Genomic DNA, 19,462 nt, shown 5'->3' on the forward strand with positions numbered 1-19,462 from the left:
GTAAAAATTAAATTTTGTTATATTTAAGACCTGCCTGGGAAAAAATGAATATAGACAAGAATTTATCCGCTACCACAAACATCCTGTTTCGGAAGCCTAAAGCTATGGGAATCTTTGTATTCCTGATCCTGACCATGATCATCCTTTTTGTTGCCAACCAAAGATACCAGATGGTTGTAGAAGACCGACGACTGGAAATGTCCAGGATATTGGCCTCCGTGAAACACAATGTTGATCAGGCTCTTAAAAACAGTTATACTGCAGCACTGACAATTGGACTCACTATAAATGGGGATGGAGTTCCTAAAAATTTTGATACTGTGGCTGCACAGCTCATCAATTCCAACCGGACTTTATCTGCTGTTGAGCTGGTACCAGACGGGGTGATTAAATACATCTATCCTTTAAAAGGGAATGAAAAAGCGTTAAATCTGAATGTCCTTAAAGACTCCAAAATCATCTCTATGGAGGCCAATAAGGCCATTGAATCCCGGAAGATGTATTTCGCAGGGCCCATTGCGCTGCGACAGGGCGGGATGGGGATTGTAGGTCGGATGCCCTTATTCTTTAACAATAAGTTTTGGGGATTCTCTGCGGTCGTGATTAAGCTGGACGTATTTCTGAAACAAGCCGGGGTATATGAAAATATGCACAACAGGTTTCGTTTTCAATTGTCAAAACTGAATCCTGTAAGCGCTAAGGAAGAGTTCTTTCTGCCTTTATTTTCTGACTTTTCTGTCGCTTCTTCTGAAACCATAAATTTTCCGGATGGCGACTGGAAGATTTACGTAGCGGCGGTTCCTACTTATAAGCCGTATTTAAAAATTATTTTTCCCACCATATTCAGCGTGTTGCTGGCTGCACTTACCGGTTTTTTAGTTTACCGTGTTTTAAAGAAACCTGCCGAACTGCAACTGCTCATTTATGAGCAGGCTACCCGCTTACTGGAAAACGAAATTAAGTTTAAAACGATATTTGATCAGGCGGCCATCGGCATTGCGGAAGTAGACTCCAATACAGGCAGTTTTTTGAGGATTAATGGAAAGTTCTGTAAAATACTGGGGTATACGGAAGCCGAATTACAGCATACCAACTTTCAGTCGATCACCCATCCTGATGATTTAAAGGAAGACCTGAGGTATTTTCAGCTACTGAGGTCCGGCACGATCAGGGAGTTTGAGCTGTTGAAAAGGTATTTTCGAAAAGATGGGCAGGTGGTCTGGGTAAATTTAATGATCACCCCATTGTGGAAAGTAGGAGATATACCAAGCAGCCATATTACGGTTATTGAAGACGTAACCGCCAGAATTGAAGCCGAACAGGTTGCGGAGGAGTACCAGTACCGGATAGAATCCTTAATCAACACCATTGATGGTATCGTTTGGGAGTCGGACCCGGTGACCTTTAATTTTACTTTTATCAGTAAAAAATCGGAGGATATTTTAGGCTATACTGCCGAAGAATGGCTGTCTTCCCCGAGTTTTTGGGCAGACCATGTCCATCCGGACGATAAAAACTGGGTGGTCGACTATTGCACGGTCTGTACAAACAATCTGGAACAACATGATTTTGAGTACCGGATGATTGCTAAGGGAGGAAATGTAGTCTGGTTACGGGACATCGTCAATGTGATTGTGGAAGAGGGAAAGGCAGTACTGCTGAGGGGAATTATGATTGATATCACCAGGAATAAACAGGCACAAAAGGACCTGAACCATTCCTTTGACCTGGTGAATGAACAAAATAAACGCTTGTTGAATTTCTCTTATATTGTGTCTCATAACCTCCGTTCTCATACCAGTAACATTCAGTCGATTTCTGTTCTGATTGATACGACGAAGTCAGAAGAGGAGCGAAACGAGATGATTGGACTTTTAAAAACGGTTTCCGATAACCTGAATGAAACGTTGTTGAATTTAAATGAGGTAGTGAATATTCAGACCAATATTAACATTGTTGTAGAGCCGCTCAACCTGAATAAATATATTGAGAGAACGCTGAATGTCCTGAACGATCAGATCGTTCTAAAGCAGGCAGTCATTGTGAACCAGGTAAAGGAAGATGTGATTGTAAATTACAACCCGGCCTACCTGGAAAGTATTCTGTTGAATTTTGTTTTCAATGCCATCCGCTACAGCCATCCGAAACGTACCCCTTTGATTGAACTGAGCTGTCACCATGAAGGTCAGCTGGTGCTGCAGATTTCAGACAATGGAATCGGAATGAACCTGGAAAGGTATGGGGATGAACTGTTTGGAATGTATAAAACCTTTAACGGGAATCCAGATTCCAAAGGGCTGGGCTTATTCATTTCCAAGAACCAGATTGATGCGATGGGAGGAAGGGTGGTCGTAGAAAGTGAAGTGGGCACCGGAACGACCTTTAAGATCTACTTCAAGTAATTTTATCAAACTGCGGAGGCTGGAAATAAAACCTCCGCAGTGCGTTTTTTACTCGTTTATACCGCCGCCTAAAGCCGTATAAAGTTCCACATCAGCAGCTAAACGCTGACGTTTCAGATTGCTCAGCTCTAATTCACTTTGCAATAGATTTCCCTGAGCAAGGATAACTTCTAAATAAGTTGCCATGCCGCTTCCGAAAAGCATATTCGCATTTTTTATGGCCGAGCGGAGGGTGTTAACCCGATTTTCGGCAATGGCAACCTGTTCTTTTAATCGGTTTGATTTTACCAGTGCATCTGAAACTTCAGTCACTGCCGTCAGCACCGTTTGTCTGAATTGTAAAACAGATTTTTCTCTTTCCAACTTTGCAATTTCAAAAGCTGTTTTCAGTTTTCTGCGTTGAAAAATAGGCTGTGTTACTGATCCTGCAACCATTCCGAATAAGGAACCAGGGATGTTAAACCAGTTACTTGCTTTGAAGGAGTTGAGTCCGCCATTGGCCGTAATGTTCAACGATGGATACATACTTGCCTGTGCAATGCCTACAGATTCATTGGCAGCACGAAGTGCATATTCACTCGCCTTTACATCCGGACGGTTGTTCAGCAGGGCAACCGGATAACCAGTCGGCATTTGCTGAGCAGGCGCGATCTCATTCAGTTTCTTCATCCGGTTAATGGAAGAAGGGACTGTGCCTGTTAACAGACTGAGGGCATTTTCCTGAATGCTGATGCCTTGCTGAAGGGAAGGGATCAGCTGTGCCGAACTTAACTTTTGTGCTTCTGCCTGTTGAACCGCCAATATGGTAGTCAAACCTGCATCCCATTGTAATTTGGTCATCCTTAAGGTGCTGTCGTTCAAAGCAAGTGTTCTGTTGGCGATCTGTAATTGCTCATCCAGCATCAACAGGTTGTAATAACCAGTGGCTACTCCGGATACGAGTTTACTACGGATGGCTTTAGAAGCTTCACGTGTCTGAAGGTATTCCGATAAGGCCTTGGCTTTCATCCCCTTTAACTTACCAAAGAAACCGATTTCCCAGGAAAGGTTTAAAGCAGCATTGTAATCCTGTACCGACCTTGAACCGATAAACTGGCCGATACTCAAGCCGTTTAAGCTGTTTTTTGAAGGGGTACTGGAATTCGCCTGAATATTTAAGCCCAGTTCCGGAAGGAAATTCACTTTTGCTTCACGAAGGCTCTGATCTGCCTGTTCTATATTTTTTAGGGCGATCAGCAGGTCGAAATTGCGGGCATTCGCACTGTCGATCAGCGATTGTAATTCTGTATCGTTAAAAAACACTTTAGTGCTCAATGCCGCGACACTGCTGGAATCTGTCTTGGTATCTTCAGTTCTGAATTGCTGTGGAAGATTCATGCCTGGTCGGACATATTCCTTACCGACCTTGCATCCTGTAATCAGGATGGCTAAGGCGGTAACGGTATATAATTTATGTAAGTGATTCATTGTTAATGTGATTTGTCCTCTTTTTTTGTTTCAACTACCGGTTTTCCGGTTACTTTTTCCTGTAAAGACTGGAAGACTACAAATAATACCGGAATGATAAACAGTCCGAGTACTACCCCTGCAAGCATTCCGCCGGCAGCACCTGTACTGATCGAGCGGTTACCCATGGCCGAACCACCTGTAGCAATCATCAGCGGGATCATTCCTGCTACGAAAGCCAGGGAAGTCATCAGGATCGGTCTCAGACGAAGTCTGGAACCTTCCAGGGCAGCAGCAATCAGCTCCATACCTTCTTTCCTGCGTTGTAAGGCAAATTCAATGATCAAAATGGCATTTTTTGCCAGCAATCCAATCAGCATGATCAATCCTACCTGCACATAGATGTTGTTGTCGATTCCGGCAATCTTGATGGCAATAAATACCCCTAATAATCCAGTAGGAATAGAAAGCATTACGGCCAGTGGCAAAATATAACTTTCATATTGTGCGGCCAGCAGGAAGTAAACAAACAGGAGACTCAAACTCAAAATGAAAAGGGTTTGAGAACCTGAAGATTTCTCTTCTCTGGAAAGTCCGTTCCATTCATAACTGTATCCGTTAGGTAGTTTCTCAGCCAGCAGGGTTTCAATCTGCTCCATGATTTTACCATTGCTGACTCCCGGTTTCGCAATTGCGTTGACCGTAATGGAATTGAACAGGTTATAACGGTCTACAGATTCTGGTCCGTATACTCTTTTTACGGCTACCAGCTCACTTGCAGGAACCATTTTACCCTGCGCATTTTTTACAAACACCATATTCAGGGATTCTTTATCGGTTCTGTACATTCCATCAGCTTTCACATTCACCCGGTAATATTTACCGAAACGGTTAAAGTCTGATGCCTGTGCACCACCATAATACACCTGAATGGTATTGAGCAATTCTCTCACACTAACACCCAGTTGTTTTGCTTTTTCATCATTTACTTCCAGTTCAAACTGCGGATAATCTGCTTTAAAAGTGGTAAAGGCTACGGCAATCCCATCCAGTCCGAACAACTGTCCGACAATCCCATTGGCCACACCACTGAATTTCTGAAGGTTACCACCCGTTCTGTCCTGTAATACAAACTCAGCACCACCAATCGCACCATAACCTGCTACGGGAGGCATTCTGAATACACTTACGGTACCTTCTTTTAAGGTCGCCATTTTCGCATTGATGAGGCCAATTACCCCGTCCATGTCCTGTACTTCACCTCTTTCTTTAGGCGCTTTCAGTTTACTGAAACCTAAGCCATAAGCCGGACTCGATGAATTACTCATGATGTTGAAACCAGATACACTCGTTACGTTTTTCACGGCATCAAATGTTCTCAAGGTAGAATCGACCCTTTTGATGAATTTCGTAGTCCGGTCTAATCCGGTACCGGAAGGCATCGTTAAGGAATAGATAATGAAACTATCATCCTCATTTGGAACAAATCCTTTAGGCGTCGTGTTCATCATATAGAACGTAATACCGGTTACCAGGGCCAGCGCAGCCAGACTCAACCATTTGAATCTGATCAGGAATTTCAGGCTTCCGATATATTTATCTGTCATTCTGTTGAATGAAGTATTGAATGCACTGAAGAACCTTTTAGAGAAGCCTTCTTTTTTACCTGCTTTTTCGGCATGGTTATTTTTTAAGAACAGTGCACATAAAGCCGGACTTAAAGTCAAGGCATTTACTGCCGAGATCAGAATCGCAATCGCCAGGGTAAAGGCAAACTGCTTATAGAAAATCCCGGATGAACCTTCCATAAATCCGATAGGAAGGAACACTGCGGCCATCACCAGGGTAATGGATACAATGGCGCCTGTAATCTCACTCATCGCGGAATATGTGGCTTCACGGGCGGTCATATGTGTGCCTTCCATCTTCGCATGGACCGCTTCCACCACCACAATCGCATCATCGACTACAATCCCAATGGCCAGTACCAGTGCGAAAAGTGTCAATACGTTGACGGTAAAACCAATCATTTGCAGGAAGAAGAAGGTACCGATGATCGCTACCGGAACCGCAATCGCAGGGATCAGGGTAGACCGGAAATCCTGAAGGAAAATAAATACCACAATAAATACCAGCACGAAGGCTTCAATCAGGGTTGTTTTTACCTGGCTGATCGACTCGTCCAGTCTTTCCTTGGTACTTTGTAAGATGTCATATTTTATCCCTTTTGGAAATGATTTCTCCGCTTTGATCAGTGATTTACGAACCTGAATTTCAATGTCGTTCGCATTGGAACCACTGGCCTGCAGGATCCCTAAAGTTACGGCATCTTTACCGTTCATTTTGGAGTCACTGCTATAACTCGCTGCACCAAATTCAATCCTGGCCACATCCTTTAAACGAAGGATACCGCCATCCGGATTGGATTTAATGATCAGGTCTTCATATTGCTCAGGAAGGTTTAACTTTCCTTTATACTTCACTACATATTCTATCGCCTCTTTAGATTCTTCCCCAAACTTTCCCGGAGCAGTTTCCAAACTCTGGTCATTTATCGCTGCGGTTACTTCGCCTGGAGTAAGGTTGTTGGCCGACATTTTCTGCGGATTCAACCAAACCCTCATCGAGTAATCTTTGGAACCGAAGATCTGTACCTGACCTACACCCTGAATCCTTTTTAATTCAGGAACAAGGTTGATCTTGGTGTAATTCTGAAGGAACTTCTCATCGTATTTCGCTTTGTCTTCACTGTAAATGTTGAAGTACATGACGTTACTGTTCTGTTGTTTCGATGTACTGATCCCCGCCAGTAATACCTCTGCAGGCATCTGACTATTGATCTGTGAAACCCTGTTCTGCACGTTTACTGCGGCCTGATCGGGGTTGGTACCTTGTTTAAAAACAATTGAGATGGAGAAGGAACCGTCATTACTGGCGGAAGATTTCATGTAATCCATGTTTTCCACTCCATTGATGGATTCCTCTAAAGGCGTAATTACGGAACGGACTACCGCCTCACTGTTTCCTCCGGGATAACTCCCTGAAACCATCACCGTGGGCGGGGCGATGTCGGGAAACTGGGTAATTGGAAGACGGGTCAGACCTACGATCCCCAGCAAGACCAGCAGGATAGAGATTACCGTAGCCAATACCGGCCTTCTTATAATAGATTGTAACATGTTGATTTCGTATTAAAATGTAAATTATTGTGCGCGGTAAACGCTGTCCGTATTCAGAGGCTTAGGTTTAATTACTGCTTCTTCAGCCAGACCATCAAGTCCTGAAAACACAATGGTTTCTCCTTTTTTCAGACCATCACTGATCAGGTAATTGTTGCCGCTTTTTCCGGAAACCGTAATCGCCCTGCGTTGCAGTTTATTGCCTGGTCCAACGAAGTAGACAAAGATTTTGTCCTGTACATCCATCGTAGAGGCCTTAGGAACCATCAATGCCTGAGCATGAGTTTCTTCTAAACGTACTTTTCCGGTATTGCCCGAACGTAAAAGACCCTGAGGGTTAGGGAAGACTGCCCTTAAACTAATGGAACCCGTGTTTTTGTCAAACTGACCATCTACAATCTGAATCTTTCCTTTTTGAGGATAAGTCGTTCCATCGGCAAGGATTAAACTTACCGGAGGTAGTTTTTTCAATTTCTCTGCCATGGAAGATCCTGGAATCTGTGCGTTGAAATGCAGGAATGCAGGTTCGCTCATTGCGAAATAAGTATACACTTCTCTGGTATCAGATAAGGTAGTCATCGGCTCTGCATCACCTTTGCTGATCAGGTTACCTACTCTTTTAGGGATTTTACCAATAAAACCGGAGATCGGAGCTTTAATCAGGGAGAACCCAATATTGATCTTTGCCGAAGCAATCGTTGATTTCGCCTGTGATACTGCGGCCTGGGCTTCGCTGAAGTTGGCTTGAGCAGTGCTCAGCTGTACTTCTGAAACCACTTTATTTTTAACCAATGGGGTGATCTTATCCACTTCAATCTGTGCAGTGCGCAATCTTGCTTTTGCAGACTCCATACTGGCATTTGCGGTATTCAGTTGTTCCTGATATACCCGGTCATTGATTTTAAATAAAGGTTGTCCGGCTTGTACATGGGCACCTTCGTCGACAAATATTTTGTCCAGGTAACCGTCTACCTGAGGACGGATGTCTACATTCACCTTTCCTTCAATCGAAGCGGAGTAATCCGTAAAGGTGACCGCAGGCTGTTCCATCACACTGATAACCGGGATTTCTGCCGGAGGGGGAGCTCCTGCACCAGCTGCCTGTTCGTTTGCTCCTTTCGAACCGCAACTGCTTAAAAGAGCTGCAGGGAAAAGCAAGGATAATAATAGTAAGTATCGCTTTTGATTTTTGGGGGTTGGAGGGAAAGACATTGCTTTTATAATTTATGTTCTTTTAAAAATGAATGCAAAAATAAAATCTTACACGCGCGCTATTCTTATTAAATGACCGAAATGGCCATAATCGTTACTGAAACGGTAAAAATCAATAACTGAAATTCTGAAGATATCGCTTGGTGTTAGCGGTCAAGCCAGGCCTTGAATTGCCCCGATTTTTCCTTACTAATGATGATTTCGCCGGCGCTCTTGCTCTTCAGAATCACCTTCAATTTACCATTAAAATAATTATGAATCGAAAGAATACTGTTCACAAAAATCATATGCTGACGGTTGGCGCGAAAAAAGCAGACCGGATCCAGCTGGTCTTCCAGCTCGTCCATCGTAAAGGGAACGATGATATCGGTATTGTCGTCCAGCACAAGATGGGTGATCTTATGCTCGGAATAAATATAGTCAATGGAAGAAACAAGAATGGTTTTGTAGCCGTCCTTATAAGGTAACAAAAAGCGGGAGCGGTAAATGACAGATTTGGATTTGATATAATCTACCAGCTGATCCAACGCTTTATTGGGATTACTCTCCTGCAAGATATGGTCGTACAAACCCAGCGCATCTTTCAGTTCGTTTTTTTCTATCGGTTTTAACAGATAGGCGAGGCTGTAGATTTTGAAAGCACGGAGGGCATATTCATCGTAAGCCGTGGTAAAGATTACCGGGCAATGTAATTCTACTTTTGGAAATATTTCAAAGCATAATCCGTCTCCGAGTCTGATGTCCATCATGATCAGGTCGGGATGAGGATTTTGTGTCAGGTAGTTTACACTTTCTTCTACACTGGCCAAGACACCCGTAATGACCGCATCGTCTCTGATCTCTGCCAGTAATTTGATCAGTCGGTTGGCATTTGGTTTTTCGTCTTCGATGATTAGAATATTCATATTTCGGGAGCTAAGTTGCGGAGCTATAATGTTGCGAAGCTATAACGGAAGTAAAGGTAGGTAAACAGCAAAAGAATTTTCGTCTTCTATGATAGAAGGCAGGTTTTCTGATAGCAGGGCATATCTGCTCCTGATGTTCTGAAGGCCGATACGGGCGGAAGGAATGGCCAGTTTTATCCTTTGCAGGTTATTACTCACTACAATGTGTGCGTCTGTATTGTAAATTTTGATGTGCAGGGGATTGGTTTTTGTTGCCGCATTGTGTTTAATGGCATTTTCAATCAGCAGTTGCAGCGTGATAGGAGGGATCCCTCTTCCGTCATCATTGGTAATGTCCACAGAGATCGTCACATTTTCTCCGTACCTGATGCGGATCAGGTATAAATAAGCATCTACGAAAATCAATTCTTCCTCCAGGGAAACAATGTTTTTATTCAGGTTCACAATCATATACCGGTATACCCGGGAAAGGTTCCTTAGAAAAACTTCTGCTTTTAACTGATCTTCTGAAATCAGCTCGGATAAGGTGCTGAAGTTATTAAACATAAAATGAGGATCAAGCTGCAGTTTCAGCGATTGCAGCTCAGCCTGCATTGCAATTTCTTTAAATTCCGCTGTTTTTAGTTTTAATTCTGTGGCTTCAATCATGGTGGTTTTCCATTTTTGCAGCAGGAAATTTCCGGTGGTTACCGCACTGATCAAAATGCCCATGATGACACATACATAGACAAACTGAAGACTGTTAAGTTCTTCCTCAAAAGTGAGTTTTTCTTCATAAGTATAAATGAAAGAGCCGACAAAATACAACAGGATCATCAAAATGATGACGAAAATGATCTGAAGGAGTAGCTGGATGCTGAAACGCGTAAATGGTTTCTCCGTCCAGGGAATGATTTTATCCAGCATCACCGAATTCAGGACACTCAATTCAAAGATCAATCCGCAGAAGATCATGGTCAGCCCGGCATCCGTTAGCATCTCTAAAACCGGTCTGCTAAAATAATGTTTGTAATAAGCACTGTAAGGGTTGAGCAGGTAGGACAACAGATTCAAAACAAGAAACAACAGGGGGATCGTGATAAACCTGAGGTATTTGTTGACTGGTCTTGGGAATAGGTCTTTTGACTTGCTCATTGTACGGTTAAATGTTCTTTTATTCTCCAAAATTACATAAAATGAGAGTGATCGCTGGTGTTTAACAAGGTATTCCTGCCGGAAAATAGAAAATGGTTGATGAACTCCGAGCCGTTTTGCATTCTTTTCTCCATAATCGCATTGATCAGGTCGTAAGGTGTTTTTATGGCTTGCTCCTCCGGAAAACTAAAAGAGATGTGGAAACAGTCTTCCAGTCTGTTGAACAACCGGCTCCGCTCATAAGGAAGGAGTTCCAGCTTTTTCTCCGGATCAGGATTTAGAAGACCAGGCTTATCCGTCCCGAATTCCATTTTAAGTAGGAGGTTGAGCTGGAGGTAGATCCTGATGAAAGTGAAGATAGGAATGATCATATTTTTTTGGAAAACAGCAGATCGGATTGTGGTTTTATACCCACAATCCGACCTGCTTTGAGAAAATCAATTAATAAGGTTTACAAAGGGATTGCATAGCCGATAGTGGCAATAATTCCTCTGTTTTTTACTTTGTTAGCCGCTTTGCTGAGGTCGGTTAATCCTAGTGCATATCTGCCGTCTACGATGAACTTTCCAGGGCCTGCAGGAATCGCTACACCTGCACCCATCTGGATACCAAAGTCTAGTTTCTGAACTTTACCTCCATAAAATGCCTGCAATTTGTCTTTATCAGACAATAAAAGGGAGATTGACGGACCTGCATTTACATAGACTGGTCCAAAGCTATATTTTGCCAGTACCGGCAGTTCGAGGTAGTTCAGATTTTGTTTTACGGTAATGTTCCCGTTTTTAATTTTCGTTCCTTCACTCACATAGTTTAGCTCTGGCTGAATGGAGAAGTCACTTTTAGCAACCTGAAAATTAACGCCTAATCCGGCGCTGAAACCTACTTTGTTTTTTTCTCCATTCGTATTGCTGATGGATTGTTTGCTGATGCTAATCCCTGCTTTAGGAATCAGTTCAATCTTCTGGGCTTTCACAGCTCCGATACTCAAAACCATTACAGTTGATAATAATAATTTTTTCATTAGAATATATTGTTGTTTAATGGTAATGAAGCGATCATGATCTTTGTAGTCATTTCGTGATTTGCAAGATCATGATGGATTCATGATTATTTATTTTGTTGATGCAATGATAGGGAATGTTCCTGCCGGCCAATACCGGAAAGAGACTCAGCTGACTAAATTTGCAACTCAACCGTATAAATTAAATCCTCAACTGATCGGGCCTGAAAAAAGAAAACCCCGCTATTGGTCAATAGCAGGGTTCATTCGTCGTAAAAAATACTTATTCCGTATAAGGATCAGTGGATTGGCGATATTGTTGTTTGACATCGTTCCCAAATTCCTTTGCCTTATCCAGCCATTCCGGTGCCTGTTCTTTCAGCTCATCTACAAGAGATTTGCCATTGACACCTTTTTTTGTGACATATTTAACTGCCCCATAAACTGCGGCACCGATGAGAAGAGATTTAAGTAGGCCCATAATTGTTTTTTTAATGATTTATTCTGTCTCCTGATTAAACAAGATTCGGAACCAATAGTTTGCAGGAATAAATACTTTTATTTTCTTTACCCCCATGATCTGCTTTGTTCGTCTTTAGTGCTTGAAAACAAAACATCTATACAATCATCGTAAAGGACATGGAAGAAGCGAAAATAAAAAGCCTCTTAAAAAAACATGCTGAAGGAAATTCTAGTCCGGAGGAACATGCTTTTTTAGAGGGCTGGTATATGCAATGGAATAAAGAACGGCCACTCGGATTAACGAGCCAGGAGCTGAGCAGCGACCTGCTTTTAATCAAGGCACATACGCCGGATTTGAAGGGAGACCCGAAAAGGTTGGACCTTTGGCCTAAGCTCATGGCAGCAGCGGTAGCACTGTTCATCGTGGCAGCAGGAATTTCCTTTTATTTAAACAAGGGGGCCGATCAGGACATCGAAAAGCAAATGACAAAAGTTCCCGCGCAGGAAATTGTTCCGGGCGGGCAAAAAGCGATCCTGACGCTCTCAAATGGTGCAAGGATCTCCCTGACAGATATCGGAAAAGGGGAAGTTGCGAAGGAGTCTGGTCTGGTGATCTCCAAAACTGCCGATGGGCAATTGAAGTATGAACTGACTGGAAAGGGGGCAGTTAATGAGGAACTGATCTCTTATAATACGGTGGAAACTCCGATAGGCGGGCAATATCAGGTCACGCTTCCTGATGGTTCCAGGGTTTGGCTGAACTCGGCTTCCTCTCTAAGGTTTCCCTCTGCTTTTAATCCATCCGATAGCCGGACGGTAAGGCTGACAGGTGAGGCCTATTTTGAAGTGGCTCCGGATAAAAAGAGACCCTTTAAAGTGATCAGCAACCAGCAGGAGGTTGAAGTGCTGGGCACGCATTTTAATGTGAACAGTTATGATGATGATGGGCTTACAAAAACTACTTTGTTGAAGGGAAGTATTAAAGTGAAAATGACGGGTAAGACTGCCGGATTTCGAATCTTAAAACCCGGACAACAATCGGTTCTCGGAGCTGGTATTGAAGTGCTTGATGTTGATCTGGAGACAATTGTGGATTGGAAAAATGGCAATTTCTATTTTTACAATGAAAGTATTCAACGCATCATGAAGAAGCTTTCCCGCTGGTATAATGTAGAAATTGAATACAAAGGAGCCGTTCCTGCCGTAGTTTTTGGCGGGGAAATCTCCAGGTCTAAAAAGCTTTCAGAAGTATTGGAGCTTTTGGAACATACCGGACAGGTACATTTTAAAATTGAAGGAAGGAAGGTGATCGTGACCCGATAAACTTCCTTTTCACCGCAGCACACTTACAGGCCCCTGGTTCACATCGGGGGCCTAAAAACAATAGAACGAATTGCAGCAGCATAAATATCAGGAAAAATGAAGGGACCATATCATAAATTTACAGACCTGGAATTGTCGGACTTTCTCCGTAAAGGAGATTCCCGGGCTTATTCAGAAATATACAACCGTTACCACGCTGCTTTATATATTCACGCTTTTAAAAGGCTTCAGGATAGGGAAGAATGCCGAGATATTGTGCAGGAGATCTTTACCGCACTTTGGCAGAAACATGCGGAAACGACTTTTAACAGTACCCTGTCCGGCTACCTGTATATGTCGGTAAGAAACAGAATCTTTGACCTTCTGGCCAGGAAATACCTGAAGCAGGAATATGTGGTATCTATCCAGCGTTTTGCGGAGGAAGGACAGGTGACCACAGACCACATGGTGAGACAACACCAGCTTTCTGCCATCATTGAGCAGGAGCTGGCAGATTTGCCTGCCCGTACCCGCGAGATATTTGAGATGAGCCGAAAAGGTTTTCTGTCTCATAAGGAAATCGCCGTAGTACTAAATATTTCAGAACAAACGGTGAAAACTACCGTTAACAATGCGCTCCGGGTTTTACGTGTAAGACTTGGGAAAATATTTCTATTGTTTTTTTATTTTCTTTACCCCCATAGCCTTCCTTGTTCGTCTTTAGAGTTTGAATGCGATGCATTTGTACACTCAAACCTGCAAGTATATGAGAGAGACGAAAAAAGAAATGCCAGTTTCCGGAAAGGAGGACTTTCTGATGCAATAAATCTACACCATCCGGACGCTCCGCCGGACCTTCATCAGGGCTTGCGCTCCAGCTCTTTCGGAGAAAACAATTAACTGACCTAAACCACTGGCCAAGAACCACTCAAGGCCTAAAACCATTAGTATGAAATTTTTTACGTTATTAAAGCACAGGTTTTTTACCTGTGCAGATCTGCCGTTTTTGCAAAATGTAAAGGCGGTTTTTATGCGTTTTTCTAAAATAGCCCTGGTGCTTTTACTGAACTTCTGCTTTCTTGATGCAGTGGCTGTTGTATCCACTCAAAGAATCCGCATGTCGAAAATCGATGCTTCCCTGACAGAAGTCTTCAGAGAAATCAGAAAACAAAGTGGATACGATTTTGTGTATGCCGCGCCTCTGCATAAGTTATCAGGTAAAATAAATATCAGCGTCAGCAATGCCATATTAACAGAGGTCTTAGACCGTTGCATGGACAATCAGGCATTAGAATATGAAATAAAAGACAATGCAATCGTCATCAGAGAACGAAGCATGGTCATCGCCGACCGGACGATCACCGGAGTCGTTTATAGTAAAGCAGACCAGCTGCCAATTCCCGGAGCAACGGTTTCCGTGAAGGGAGCTAAAGTCGCCACACAAACAAATGCTGCCGGAAAATTCTCCATCAATGTCCCTGCGGGAGGAACGATACTGATGGTACGTTCCCTGGGATATCGCAATCTCGAAGTTCCGATTGGAAATTCAAATACTTATACTTTAAGTCTGGAAGAAGATGAACGGGAGTTGTCGGAGGTAGTCGTTACCGCCGGTGGTATTACCCGGAAAGCAAGAGAACTTGGTTATGCAAATGAAACCGTTAAAGGGGATAAAATTAACCAGGCAAAGGTAACAAACGTCGTTTCCGGACTTGCCGGTAAAGTTTCAGGACTTCAGATCACGACGATCAACAATGGTGTCAATCCCGGAGTAAAAGTCATTCTTCGTGGAAACAGGTCTATCCTTGGAAATAATGAAGCCTTGATTGTGTTGGATGGGGTTCCTGTTCCCTCAGCAGTATTGTCTTCTCTAAATGCCGATGATGTAGACAATGTATCGGTCCTGAAAGGGGCGAACGCTTCTGCCTTATACGGCTCTTCTGCTTCCAATGGGGCATTGATCATTACCACTAAAAAAGGAACAGCCGGCGGATTGAAAATTACCGTGGGCAATAGTACCCAGTTTGAACAACTTTCCTTTCTTCCCGAATTTCAGGGAGGTTTTGGTAGCGGCTCGACAAATGGTACGCCAGGTGTCTATGATCCTATAGAAAATCAGCAATATGGACCGGCATACGATGGGAAGCTGGTTGATGTCGGACAAAAACTGGAAGACGGATCCATCCAGCAAATTACCTATGAAAACCGGGTAGGGGAAAAAAGGAAGTTTTTTGACCTGGGATATAACATTCAGAACAACATTTCCCTTTCTTCCGGAAATGAAAAGGAGAACATTTATTTCTCTGCCCTGAACCTGAAAATCGCAGGGATTACCCCGAAAGACCGCTACAACAGAAATACTTTTCGTTTGAATACCTCAAAAAATATGGGGAAACTGACGGCAGGTTTCAATGTCAGCTATACGCAAAACAGAACAGACAGAGGGCTTGCTGCGGTGTATTGGAATGTTTTCAATACCCCGAGTTTTATCCCTATTACCGCTTACAAAGACTGGAGAAATAATAAGTTTGCGAACCCTAACGGATATGCAAACGGTTTTTACCGCAACCCTTATTATCAAATTGACAACAACAGGACCCTGGGGAGAAATGATTACCTGAACAGTAATATTGACCTGAATCTGAAAGCGTTGTCCTGGTTGAGCTTTGATTACCGCCTGGGCATCAATACGGCAAATGCTTCCTCAAAAGATTGGGAGGAAAAATTCAATTACAGCCCTTATACTTTGGCAAATGATGAAGGAAGCAAGGCCGATATTGCAGGAAGTGTAAGTGATGAAAGCTCTTTTTCTACCCGTGTGAATTCCGACTTTTTTATCAATATTAAAAAGGATTTCTCCAATTTTACGACCAAATTAATCTTAGGAAATAACATCAATCAGGGCACTTCTAAAGAACAATCAGTTTCCGCCAGTGCATTGAATGTACCCGGTGTTTTCAACGTCTCAAACAGGCTTGGAGAGTTGTCCGGATCTGAAGTCAATTATAGAAAACGTTCTTATGCGGTATTTGGAGATTTAACCATTGGTTATAAAGACTATTTATTTCTGCATGCAACGGGTAGAAATGACTGGGTTTCCATTTTAAGTAAAAAGAACCGTTCCTTTTTCTATCCAAGTGCCGATATCTCTTTCATTCCTACAGCAGCAATTGCCGCATTAAAAGACAATAAGGTCCTGAACTTCGCAAAATTAAGAGCAGGTTATTCCAAAGTCGGCCAGGTCAACCTGGGAACTACAAGTGATTTTGGTGCCTACCGCTTAGATCCGACTTTTGGTACGGCGGCTGGTTTTCCTTATGGATCATTAACGGCACTGACCATCGGAAATACGCTGGTGAATTCAGACCTCACACCTGAATTTACCACTTCCTTAGAGTTGGGTATTGAGCTTGGTTTTTTACAAAATGCCATCATCGTAGAAGCGAGTTATTACAAACAAAAATCCGTAGACCAGACCCTTACCGGTGCCATATCCTTTGCTTCCGGCTTTTCAAGATACCTGCTGAATGCAGGAGAATTGTCTAACAATGGATTTGAATTTGATTTGAAACTAGCCCCTTTCAGGGCCGGAAAAGTGCGCTGGGACATCGCCTTTAATTACAATTACAGAGACAACAAAGTGATTTCCCTAAATGATGGTTTGCCGGAGATCGCCCTTACCACTGGTGGAAACACACAGGTGTATGCGGTAGTAGGGAAGCCTTTTCCAATCATTAAAGGAACGGCCTATTTAAGAGATGCAGAGAACAGGATCATTTTGAATTCCGCAGGGATGCCTTCAAAGGATCCAGAACTAAAGGAATTTGGAAATACGAATCCTAAACACCTCTTTGGAATGAATACGAGTTTACGTTATGCAGGCCTGACTTTAGCTGCGGTTCTGGAATTCCGCACGGGTTATAACATTTACAACTCTATCGGAGCAGACCTTGATTTTACCGGAAGTGGTACCAGAAGTACGACTTATAACCGCGAGCCTTTCATTATGCCGAATTCATCGGTTAAAGATGCCAATGGAAATTATGTGCCAAATACCAGTGTTAAAACACCTGGTGGAGCAGAATTCTGGGCCAATTCAGCGGCCAACCGCGGGATCGGAGAGAACTATGTGACCTCAGGAAAGTATTTTAAAATCAGAGAGGTAACCTTATCCTATCAGCTGCCTGCCAAATGGATGTCGAAAACGAGGATCATCAAATCAGCAACCATCGGTGTAATGGCCAGAAACCTGCTTACCGTTCTGCCTAAGGAAAACATCTATACCGATCCGGAATACAGTTTTACTGCTGGCAACGGGGTAGGGATCAATACCAATGCGCAAACGCCGCCAACCAGATTTTACGGAGGAAACATCTCATTCACTTTTTAGCATTTAACTCATGAAAACATCATATCACATCATCGCAATGCTGACAACAATGTTGTTGTTTACAGGTTGTGAAAAGAATTACCTTGACATCAATACCAATCCAAATAACATCCTTGCAGCCACTCCGGAGTCTATTTTACCCGGAGCATTAAATACTGCGGCTTTGATCTATTCCCGCGATTATAACGCTTTTGGTGGCTGGACCGGCGGCTATTTTGGGAAAACAGGAACCGTAAACGGATTCGATGCAGAAAGAACCTATTCTTATACGTCCAATTCCTATCAGGCATTGTGGAATGATACCTACAGGAACCTGGAAGATTTCCATTATATTGAAAAGAATGGAGCAGAAAAAGGTTTGGTTTACCATGCTGCGATCGCAAAGATCATGAAAGCTTTCTGGTTCCAGCAATTGGTGGATCAATATGGAAACCTGCCTTATTCAAAGGCTTTACTGGGAAGTGAAAATCTAAAACCGGAATATGATAAGGCAGAAGCCATTTATACAGACCTGAATGTGCAGCTGACGGCTGCGGTTGCTTTGATCGACGGGGGAACAGCCAACACGCCACCCGTTAAATCCGCAGATGACATCGTGTTTAAAGGCGTGATGAGCAAATGGAAACAGCTGGCCAATACTTTGAGGTTACGGGTTTTGCTGAGACAATCTCAGGTCCCTGCCTTGCAAGGAGCATTGGCTGCTGAATTTGCCAAACTTCCCACTACTGCAGCGGCCTATGTTACGGAGGATGTGACGAGCAATCCCGGATACCTGAAAAGCTCCGGAAAGCTAAACCCATTCTGGGAAAGTTATAACCTCTCTGCTACAGATGTGGCGACCAACAATTTCAAATATGTCAGAGGAACCACTTTTATCATCAGCCAATATGTAAATGCAGTGAAGGATGGCCGTTTACCAAGGTTGTATACCAAGGTCGGAGGCGCTTATGTTGGCGTTGTACTTGGCGAAAATGCACCATTGGCACATACCAAACTATCGGCTTTCGCGGGAGGAATATTTAAGTCTTTTGACATGCCTGCTGTGTTGATGCTTGCTGCAGAAAGTTCCTTTCTACTGGCAGAAGCAAAAGCCAGAAACCTGATTTCAGGAGGAGACGGACAGGCAGAGTATACCGATGGGATTCAGAAATCTTACCAGTATCTGTACAAAGGATCGGCAACGTTAACGGCAGCACAGGCGGTCATAGATGCAAATACTTATTTAGCATCGAATATCGGAAACCCGCTGATTGATTTTGCCGCCTCTCCGGATAAACAGGAAACGATCATTTATCAGAAATACCTGGCGCTGAATGCGGTGACTAACATCGAAGGATGGAACGAATATAGAAGGACCGGATTCCCTAAAAATCTGCCGGCTTCCCTGGAATCAAATTCTACCAGACCTGATAAACTGCCGGTGCGCTTGTTATATCCAACCTCAGAGTTGAGCTCAAATCCGGACAATATCAGGGCTCAGGGTATTATCGATCAGTTTACAAGCCGGATCTTCTGGGATGTCAACTAACAGATAATTAACAATTTAATGATGATTGTCCAGGATGTATTTACCTGAATATTTTTTATATTTAGGTAAATATAAACCCTATAATCTACCCGTTATGAAAAAAGTAAGTTTCGTTTTCTCATTTGTTTTACTACTATTTTTTGCCCCTGAGGTACAGGCCCAGAAAAATGAAACTTACTTTGTTGGTAAGTGGGATATCCTCATCAAGGGACTGCCGGAGGGAGATAAAGAAGCGTTGCTGAAGTTTGAACTGAAAGATGGAAAACTCAGCGGCAGCATTACCGATAAAGCCGAACAGAAAGATATGCCTTTTACGGAGGTTTCCTTAAAAGATTCGGTCGTTACGGTGAAATTTGACCACAGTAGTGGTGAGGTCGATATGAACCTCCTGAAAAAGGATGCAGACAACCTGACCGGGCAAATCAACAGTCAGTTTAACCTGACTGGCGTCAGGAGAAAAGAAAACTAGCAAAAAAAAGACCCTCTTCTAAATCAGGAGAGG

14 protein-coding genes are annotated in these 19,462 nt (G+C 43.1%); 6 read left to right on the plus strand and 8 right to left on the minus strand.

Annotation, left to right across the window (positions count from 1 at the left end; genetic code table 11):
* Positions 1–14: 14 nt before the first annotated feature.
* Positions 15–2,402 carry a PAS domain S-box protein gene (locus AAFF35_RS08920; RefSeq protein WP_342332091.1) on the plus strand — a complete coding sequence of 796 codons (2,388 nt, stop codon included), beginning with the start codon at positions 15–17 and terminating at the stop codon, positions 2,400–2,402.
* 48 nt (positions 2,403–2,450) lie between these two features.
* Here AAFF35_RS08920 and AAFF35_RS08925 read toward each other — a convergent pair whose 3' ends face one another.
* The 8 genes from AAFF35_RS08925 to AAFF35_RS08960 form a co-directional block, all read right to left on the minus strand.
* Entirely contained in the window at positions 2,451–3,869 is a 1,419-nt protein-coding gene (locus tag AAFF35_RS08925; protein WP_342332092.1) for an efflux transporter outer membrane subunit, read from the minus strand.
* Between the two features lie 2 nt (positions 3,870–3,871).
* Positions 3,872–7,027 (minus strand): efflux RND transporter permease subunit, encoded by a 3,156-nt coding sequence (locus AAFF35_RS08930; RefSeq protein ID WP_342332093.1) that lies wholly within the window; start codon positions 7,025–7,027, stop codon positions 3,872–3,874.
* A 24-nt stretch (positions 7,028–7,051) separates the two neighbouring features.
* Positions 7,052–8,239: an efflux RND transporter periplasmic adaptor subunit gene (locus AAFF35_RS08935; RefSeq protein ID WP_342332094.1), complete on the minus strand. Its 1,188-nt coding sequence runs from the start codon at positions 8,237–8,239 to the stop codon at positions 7,052–7,054.
* A gap of 146 nt (positions 8,240–8,385) precedes the next feature.
* Positions 8,386–9,144 carry a LytTR family DNA-binding domain-containing protein gene (locus tag AAFF35_RS08940; protein WP_342332095.1) on the minus strand — a complete coding sequence of 253 codons (759 nt, stop codon included), beginning with the start codon at positions 9,142–9,144 and terminating at the stop codon, positions 8,386–8,388.
* A gap of 39 nt (positions 9,145–9,183) precedes the next feature.
* Positions 9,184–10,278 (minus strand): histidine kinase, encoded by a 1,095-nt coding sequence (locus tag AAFF35_RS08945; protein ID WP_342332096.1) that lies wholly within the window; start codon positions 10,276–10,278, stop codon positions 9,184–9,186.
* Between the two features lie 32 nt (positions 10,279–10,310).
* A complete protein-coding gene (locus AAFF35_RS08950) occupies positions 10,311–10,649 on the minus strand; it encodes a hypothetical protein (RefSeq protein WP_342332097.1) in 339 nt (112 codons plus the stop codon).
* A gap of 80 nt (positions 10,650–10,729) precedes the next feature.
* Positions 10,730–11,299, minus strand: a complete 570-nt coding sequence (locus AAFF35_RS08955) for a porin family protein (RefSeq protein ID WP_342332098.1) — start codon at positions 11,297–11,299, stop codon at positions 10,730–10,732.
* Positions 11,300–11,561: 262 nt separating this feature from the next.
* Entirely contained in the window at positions 11,562–11,759 is a 198-nt protein-coding gene (locus AAFF35_RS08960; protein WP_342332099.1) for a YtxH domain-containing protein, read from the minus strand.
* A 158-nt stretch (positions 11,760–11,917) separates the two neighbouring features.
* Here AAFF35_RS08960 and AAFF35_RS08965 point away from each other — a divergent pair, with 158 nt between their 5' ends.
* The 5 genes from AAFF35_RS08965 to AAFF35_RS08985 all read left to right on the plus strand — a co-directional run bounded on the left by AAFF35_RS08965 (position 11,918) and on the right by AAFF35_RS08985 (position 19,429).
* Positions 11,918–13,063, plus strand: a complete 1,146-nt coding sequence (locus AAFF35_RS08965) for a FecR domain-containing protein (RefSeq protein WP_342332100.1) — start codon at positions 11,918–11,920, stop codon at positions 13,061–13,063.
* A gap of 96 nt (positions 13,064–13,159) precedes the next feature.
* Positions 13,160–13,942: an RNA polymerase sigma-70 factor gene (locus AAFF35_RS08970; protein WP_342332101.1), complete on the plus strand. Its 783-nt coding sequence runs from the start codon at positions 13,160–13,162 to the stop codon at positions 13,940–13,942.
* Positions 13,943–13,991: 49 nt separating this feature from the next.
* The gene (locus AAFF35_RS08975; RefSeq protein ID WP_342332102.1) at positions 13,992–17,432 is read left to right on the plus strand and encodes a SusC/RagA family TonB-linked outer membrane protein; all 3,441 of its coding nucleotides are present in this window, start codon (positions 13,992–13,994) and stop codon (positions 17,430–17,432) included.
* A gap of 10 nt (positions 17,433–17,442) precedes the next feature.
* Positions 17,443–18,960 carry a SusD/RagB family nutrient-binding outer membrane lipoprotein gene (locus AAFF35_RS08980; protein WP_342332103.1) on the plus strand — a complete coding sequence of 506 codons (1,518 nt, stop codon included), beginning with the start codon at positions 17,443–17,445 and terminating at the stop codon, positions 18,958–18,960.
* A gap of 94 nt (positions 18,961–19,054) precedes the next feature.
* Entirely contained in the window at positions 19,055–19,429 is a 375-nt protein-coding gene (locus tag AAFF35_RS08985) for a hypothetical protein (RefSeq protein ID WP_342332104.1), read from the plus strand.
* The last annotated feature ends 33 nt before the right edge of the window (positions 19,430–19,462 follow it).

Source organism: Pedobacter sp. FW305-3-2-15-E-R2A2 (assembly GCF_038446955.1).
Taxonomy (GTDB): domain Bacteria; phylum Bacteroidota; class Bacteroidia; order Sphingobacteriales; family Sphingobacteriaceae; genus Pedobacter.

What these genes read in the sequence shown, in the direction of transcription:
- AAFF35_RS08930 (WP_342332093.1), bottom strand. Translation starts at nt 7,027, where the DNA reads ATGTTACAATCTATTATAAGAAGGCCGGTATTGGCTACGGTAATCTCT.
- AAFF35_RS08945 (WP_342332096.1), bottom strand. Translation starts at nt 10,278, where the DNA reads ATGAGCAAGTCAAAAGACCTATTCCCAAGACCAGTCAACAAATACCTC.
- AAFF35_RS08925 (WP_342332092.1), bottom strand. Translation starts at nt 3,869, where the DNA reads ATGAATCACTTACATAAATTATATACCGTTACCGCCTTAGCCATCCTG.
- AAFF35_RS08970 (WP_342332101.1), top strand. Translation starts at nt 13,160, where the DNA reads ATGAAGGGACCATATCATAAATTTACAGACCTGGAATTGTCGGACTTT.
- AAFF35_RS08965 (WP_342332100.1), top strand. Translation starts at nt 11,918, where the DNA reads ATGGAAGAAGCGAAAATAAAAAGCCTCTTAAAAAAACATGCTGAAGGA.
- AAFF35_RS08985 (WP_342332104.1), top strand. Translation starts at nt 19,055, where the DNA reads ATGAAAAAAGTAAGTTTCGTTTTCTCATTTGTTTTACTACTATTTTTT.
- AAFF35_RS08980 (WP_342332103.1), top strand. Translation starts at nt 17,443, where the DNA reads ATGAAAACATCATATCACATCATCGCAATGCTGACAACAATGTTGTTG.
- AAFF35_RS08950 (WP_342332097.1), bottom strand. Translation starts at nt 10,649, where the DNA reads ATGATCATTCCTATCTTCACTTTCATCAGGATCTACCTCCAGCTCAAC.
- AAFF35_RS08955 (WP_342332098.1), bottom strand. Translation starts at nt 11,299, where the DNA reads ATGAAAAAATTATTATTATCAACTGTAATGGTTTTGAGTATCGGAGCT.
- AAFF35_RS08975 (WP_342332102.1), top strand. Translation starts at nt 13,992, where the DNA reads ATGAAATTTTTTACGTTATTAAAGCACAGGTTTTTTACCTGTGCAGAT.
- AAFF35_RS08960 (WP_342332099.1), bottom strand. Translation starts at nt 11,759, where the DNA reads ATGGGCCTACTTAAATCTCTTCTCATCGGTGCCGCAGTTTATGGGGCA.
- AAFF35_RS08940 (WP_342332095.1), bottom strand. Translation starts at nt 9,144, where the DNA reads ATGAATATTCTAATCATCGAAGACGAAAAACCAAATGCCAACCGACTG.
- AAFF35_RS08935 (WP_342332094.1), bottom strand. Translation starts at nt 8,239, where the DNA reads ATGTCTTTCCCTCCAACCCCCAAAAATCAAAAGCGATACTTACTATTA.